Origin of the sequence: Kitasatospora sp. NPDC057512 (assembly GCF_042802135.1) — a bacterium.
Taxonomy (GTDB): Bacteria; Actinomycetota; Actinomycetes; order Streptomycetales; family Streptomycetaceae; genus Kitasatospora.
In genome coordinates this window covers 1-5,141 of record NZ_JBHVET010000638.1, presented here as the reverse complement: position 1 = coordinate 5,141, position 5,141 = coordinate 1, and the positions used below count along the sequence as shown (strand labels likewise).

The following is a 5,141-nucleotide window of genomic DNA, read 5'->3' as shown; positions in this document are numbered from 1 at the left end:
CGGGGGGCGTGGGCGCGGCCGTGGGGTCGTGCGGGTGCGGGTGCGGGGCTCAGCGGGTGCGGCGGCTCCTCCACAGCAGGAGCAGGCCCGCCGTGACGGTGCCGAGCGCGGCGAGGCCGAAGAGCAGGACCTGGGCCGCGTTGCTCCCGGTCTCGGGCAGCCGGCCGCCGTGGCCGGGCGGGGGAGCGTGGGTCGGGCTCGGCTGCGGAGAGGTCGTCGGGCCGGGGCTCGGCGAGGACGTCGGAGAGGGGCTGGGGCTGGGCGACGGGCTCGGGCCGGGCACGGTGACCGGGACCTCGGTGCGGCAGTGCGCGTCGGTGGAGCCGGGGCGGCAGTTGTTCCCGAAGGTGTCGGAGGAGACGGTGTTGCGCAGGACCGCGTCGGCGGCCAGCGGGGAGCGCACGGTGACGGAGTAGGTGACGGTCGCGCTGGCGCCGACGGGCAGGTCCCCGCTCCAGGTCAGCGTGGTCCCGGAGACCTGGACCTGGCCGCGGTCGGCGGCGGCGTCGTTGTTGTACGCGGCGGAGTTCAGCACGCCCGACAGGTCGTCGGTGAGGGTGACGCCGGGGGCGTCGACCTGGCTGGTGTTGGTGACCTGGATCCGGTAGCGGACGGTGTCGCCGGGCTTGGCGCTGCCGGGTTCGGCGGTCTTGACGATGCTGTAGGCGGGCACGGCGGCGACGGTGTTGCGCACGGTGTTGCTGGTGCGCTCCTGGGCCCGCCGGGTCTGGCTGCCCTCGAAGCGCAGGGTGGCGGTGTCGTCGAGGTGGGTGCCCACGGCGGTCGAGGCGTCGACGGTGACCTGGAAGGCGACGTTGGCCTCGGCGCCCGGGGGCAGGTCGGGGACGGTGCAGGTGACGGTCTGTCCGCTGGCCTGGCAGGCCGGGTTGGAGGCGGGGGCGAAGGTGGTGCCGGCCGGGATCGTGTCGGTCAGGGTGACGCCGCTCGCGGTGTCGAGGTCCGCGCTGCTGCCGTCCTGGTGGCGGTTGGCCACCGAGAAGGTGTAGACGATGGTCTCGCCGGGGCCGACCAGGCCGGGCGGGTTGCCGGTGGGGCTGCCGGGCGGGGTGTTGGCCTTGGTGACCTGGAGGTCGGGTTCGAGGGCGTCCAGGGCCAGCCAGGCGGCCTGCGGTTCCAGGGCGTCGCCGGCGCCGCTGATCCGGACCAGGGCCTGCTCGCTGCCGGCCGGGATCTTGCCGGTGACGTCGATCATCCGGGCGTCGTAGCCGTAGTTGTTGACCGGATCGGGGTCGCGGGTGGTGATGTTGGTGCCGGTGCCGTCCGCGGCGACGTGGTCGATCCGGCTGGTGAACGCGTTGTCGGTGCCGACCCCGGTGGGGCCGGGCATCGGCAGGAGGGTCAGGTTCTCCGGCGTGGAGCCGACCGCCAGGGTGTCCCCGGCGATCGGCGCGTCGCCGTCGCCGACGGTGATCCCCATGGTGGCCCGCGGGGCCGTGGTGGCGGGGGTGCGGATGCCGCCGAGCGTGAGGGTGGTCGAGTTGTCGGGGTCGCGCAGCAGCTGGTAGCCGTCCCAGACCTGGAGGTAGCGCAGCGGCTCCGCCGGGTCCTCGTAGGCGACGACCAGCGACCAGCCGCCCCAGCAGCCGACGTTGTTGCCGCCGTAGTTCTGCGCGGAGGAGCGGCCGGCGCACGCCTGGATGTCGGCGACGCTGTAGCTGCCCGGGCCGGCGGCCCGGACCTCGGCGGTCACGTCCTTGACCGCCCCGCCGGCCAGCAGGGGCTCCGGCGGGTTCCCGCCGACCTTCTGGTCGAACCAGTCGTAGGTGTCCGCGGTGACCTGCTGGTAGCCGCTCGCGCCCGGGACCTTCCAGGACACCTGGTTGCCCTTGTCGATGTCCCCGGAGGTGCCGCCGGCGGTGCTGGTGTTGGTCGGGTTGAACTGCCAGTACAGGCGGGCGGACAGCACGTTCGCCCCGGCCGGCAGCAGCAGTTGCGCGGAGGCGGCGTTGGGGCCGGGGGCGTTCGGGTCGACCTTGACGAACTTGGTCCGCCCGTTGTTCGAGCCCTCGGTGTCCGAGCAGACCGTGCCGTCGCTGTCGTCGCAGGTCAGCACCGAGTTGGAGGCCATCGTGAGGTTGCCGTGCGCCAGCAGGTCGACCACCGGGTCCGGGCCGATCGGGCGCTGGGTGCCGGCCCCGCGCGGCCTGGCCGCCTTGGCCGCTCCTGCCGCTCCTGCGGCTCCGGCCGCCGGCTCCGCGGCCGCCCGGGCGTGCCCGGACCTCGGCGTCCCCGCCGAGGCGGCCGGGGCGGGGACGGTCAGCGCGGCGGCCCCCGCACCGAGAACCACCGCCATCAGCGCTGACAGGACATGGGGCGGTCGCGGCCGAAGCCGTCGGACAGGTGGCACGGGAACCTCGTGGTCGGGAGGCGACACGGACAGCAGAACCTCGTACCTGCGCCGGCGGGAAAGGAAGCCTGACGGGTGGTTTCTTCACCCGCCCGGCGCAGCACCGGTGGCCGGACCGCCCGGGGTGTGCTGCCCGCCGGCCCGGGGGAGCGGCGGGTACCCAGGATTCGGCGCGCGGGATTGGGTAGCGGTACGCATTGTTCCCGCCCCCGCCCAGCCGGTTTCCTGGAACCCGCCCCAGCCGACGACCCCTCACCCCCCGGAGGTCGCCCCCATGACCCGTCGCGAACGCCTGCGGCTCTACGCCGACGCGCACTTCACCGCCCCCGACCCCGGGCTGGTCCTGCCCGCCCGCCGCAGCGGCAGCGGCCTGCGCCGCCCGGGCCTGGCCCGACTGGCCCGGCTCTCCCGGCTCGTCGAGCGCGCCGGCCACCACCGGCACGGCTGACCGGCCGCCACCGGTACGGCCGACCGTTCACCACCGGTACGGCCGACACCCACAGACAGGGTCCCGCCCCTTGAGGGAGCGGGCGGGACCCCGCTTTCCTCAGGAGGCCCCGTCCTCCGCGGCCAGCGCCTCGCCCAGCCCCGCCCGGCCCACCCCCAGCTTGCGCAGCGCGCTCGCCACGTGGTGCTCGACCGTACGGGTCGACAGGAACAGCGCCCGGGCGATGTCCTGGTTCGCCGCACCCCGCGCCGCCAGCGCCGCGACCTGCCGCTCGCGCGGCGACAGCCGCTCGCCGTAGCCGCGCCGCCCCGGCGAGCCCGCCCGCCCCAGGCCCAGCTCGCGCCGCAGCCGCTGGCAGCGGGCCGCGTCCCAGGCCGCGCCCAGCGCCAGGTAGGCCCGCTCGGCGGCGCCGATCAGCTCCCCGGCCGCCGCCCGGTCGACCCCCGCCGCCCGGTCGACCCCCGCCGACACCGCGGCGGCCCGCTCCTCGGCCCGCGCCGCCTCGTACGGGCGCCCGATCTCCCGCCACAGCCCGGCGCAGCGCACGAACTGCGCGCCCGCGCCCGCCGGATCGCCCCCGTCGGCCAGCAGCAGGCCCCGGGCGAAGGCCAGCGCCGCTCCGGCGGCCGGCGCGTCCCGGCCCTCCAGGCCCGCCCCCGCCTGCCCGACCAGCTCCGCCGCGCCCGCCCGGTCGCCCCCGGCCAGCAGCACCTCCACCGCCACCGGCAGCAGCTCCGCCGCCCGCGGCCACGCCCCGGCCGCGCGCAGGGTCGCCAGCGCCGGCGCGACCACCGCGGCCGCCCGCGCGACGTCCCCCTCCGCCAGCAGCAGCGCCGCCGGCCCCGCCGCCACCCGCAGCGCCCCGGTCACCTGCGACTCCCGCTCCCCGTACGGCGCCGCCTCCGCGAACCGGGCGTACGCCACCGCGAGTTGCCCGCGCGCGGCCGCCAGCCGGCCCAGCAGCAGCGCCTGCTCGATGCCGGCCATCGCCAGGTCCGGGAACTCCGCGCCCAGCGCGGCCAGCCGCTCCTCCAGCCCCTCCCACCGCCCGGCCAGCCCGTCCAGCCGCGCCAGCGCGATCCGGCTGTAGCACTCCAGGTACGGGATCGCCGCCTGCCGGGCCAGCCGCCGGCTCTCCTCCAACAGCCGCGCGGCCCGCCGGTCGTGGCCCAGCTCCACGGCGATCTCGCCCACGTTGTACAGCGCGCGGGTGGTCTGCCGGACGATCTCCGGCCGCTGCGAACTGCGCGGCAGCGCCTCCAGCCGCTCCCACACCGACGGGTCGCCCTCGCGGGCCAGGAAGGTCAGCCGGGTGGCCCGCACGGCCGCCGCCACCTCCTCGTCCGGGCTCGCCGCCAGGACCCGCTCGGCCCGCTCCAGCCACCGCCAGGCGCGCTCGCCGGCGCCGTCGCGCTCGTTCATGGCCAGCGCCACCATCGCCCGCGCCGCCCGGTCCGGACGCTCCTCCAGCTCCTCCAGGGACTCCTCGATCCGGTCGAAACCGGCCCGGTCCCCGCCGTGCACGGCCATCAGGAAGCCCAGCGACAGGCGGATCTCGCCCCGGTCGGGCACCGGCAGCCGCGGATCGGCGATGATCGCGGTCAGCGTCGCGGCACTCGCCAGCGAGTCCACCCCGTCGGCGGCGATCCGCGCCAGCGCGATGGCGGCCCGCCCGCGCCGCAGCGGGTCCAGGTCGGACTCGTCCAGCAGCCGGCGCAGCAGCACCCCCGCGCTGCCGCTGTCCCCGAGCGCCACCGCCTGGTCGGCGGCGGCCTCCGCCACCTCCTGCCAGGCCGCCCGGTCGCCCAGCGCCAGGGTGTGGTGGGCGATCTGCACCAGCGGCCTCGGCTCACGCGCACCCAGCGCCGCCACCGCGCGCCGGTGTAGGGCCCCGCGCCGCGGCCCCGGCAGCCGACGGTAGGCCACCTGCTGCGCCAGGACGTGCCGGAACCCGTAACGGGCCAGCGGCTTCTCGCTGAGCACCGCCGCCCGCAGCGCCTCCGTCAGGCCGTCCGCCGCGGCCTGCGGATCGAGCCCGGCCACGGCGGCGAGCAGGTCCTCCCCGGCCGGCACGCCGAGCACCGCGGCCGCGCAGGCGATCGCGGCGGCGTCCGGGGACAGCGCGGCCAGCCGCTCGGTGACGGCGTCGCGCAGACCGCGCGGCACCTCCGACTGCTCCAGGTCGGCGGCCAGGTCCGCGGCCGTGGTCAGCGCGTCGGCGCCGCGCCGCTCGCCCAGCGTGATCAGGTCCTCCTCGGCGACCAGCGGCAGGCCCTCGCTGCGCTCGAACAGCACCCGGGTGAGGGCCGCGGTCGCGCGCGGGCC

General features: G+C 77.4%; 3 protein-coding genes. 1 reads left to right on the top strand and 2 read right to left on the bottom strand.

Going from position 1 to position 5,141, the window contains the following annotated elements; translation table 11 throughout:
- Positions 1 to 49 precede the first annotated feature (49 nt).
- Positions 50 to 2,314 carry a hypothetical protein gene (locus ACFU6K_RS30965; protein WP_380668619.1) on the bottom strand — a complete coding sequence of 755 codons (2,265 nt, stop codon included), beginning with the start codon at positions 2,312 to 2,314 and terminating at the stop codon, positions 50 to 52.
- A gap of 328 nt (positions 2,315 to 2,642) precedes the next feature.
- Between ACFU6K_RS30965 and ACFU6K_RS30960 the strand changes: the two genes are divergently transcribed.
- Positions 2,643 to 2,816: a hypothetical protein gene (locus ACFU6K_RS30960; protein WP_158077773.1), complete on the top strand. Its 174-nt coding sequence runs from the start codon at positions 2,643 to 2,645 to the stop codon at positions 2,814 to 2,816.
- Positions 2,817 to 2,915: 99 nt separating this feature from the next.
- On the opposite strand, the gene ACFU6K_RS30955 is transcribed toward ACFU6K_RS30960, so the two are convergent.
- Positions 2,916 to 5,141: LuxR C-terminal-related transcriptional regulator (locus ACFU6K_RS30955; protein ID WP_380668617.1), on the bottom strand; the 2,226-nt coding region annotated here is incomplete at its 5' end.

What these genes read in the sequence shown, in the direction of transcription:
- ACFU6K_RS30965 (WP_380668619.1), bottom strand. Translation starts at nt 2,314, where the DNA reads ATGGCGGTGGTTCTCGGTGCGGGGGCCGCCGCGCTGACCGTCCCCGCC.
- ACFU6K_RS30960 (WP_158077773.1), top strand. Translation starts at nt 2,643, where the DNA reads ATGACCCGTCGCGAACGCCTGCGGCTCTACGCCGACGCGCACTTCACC.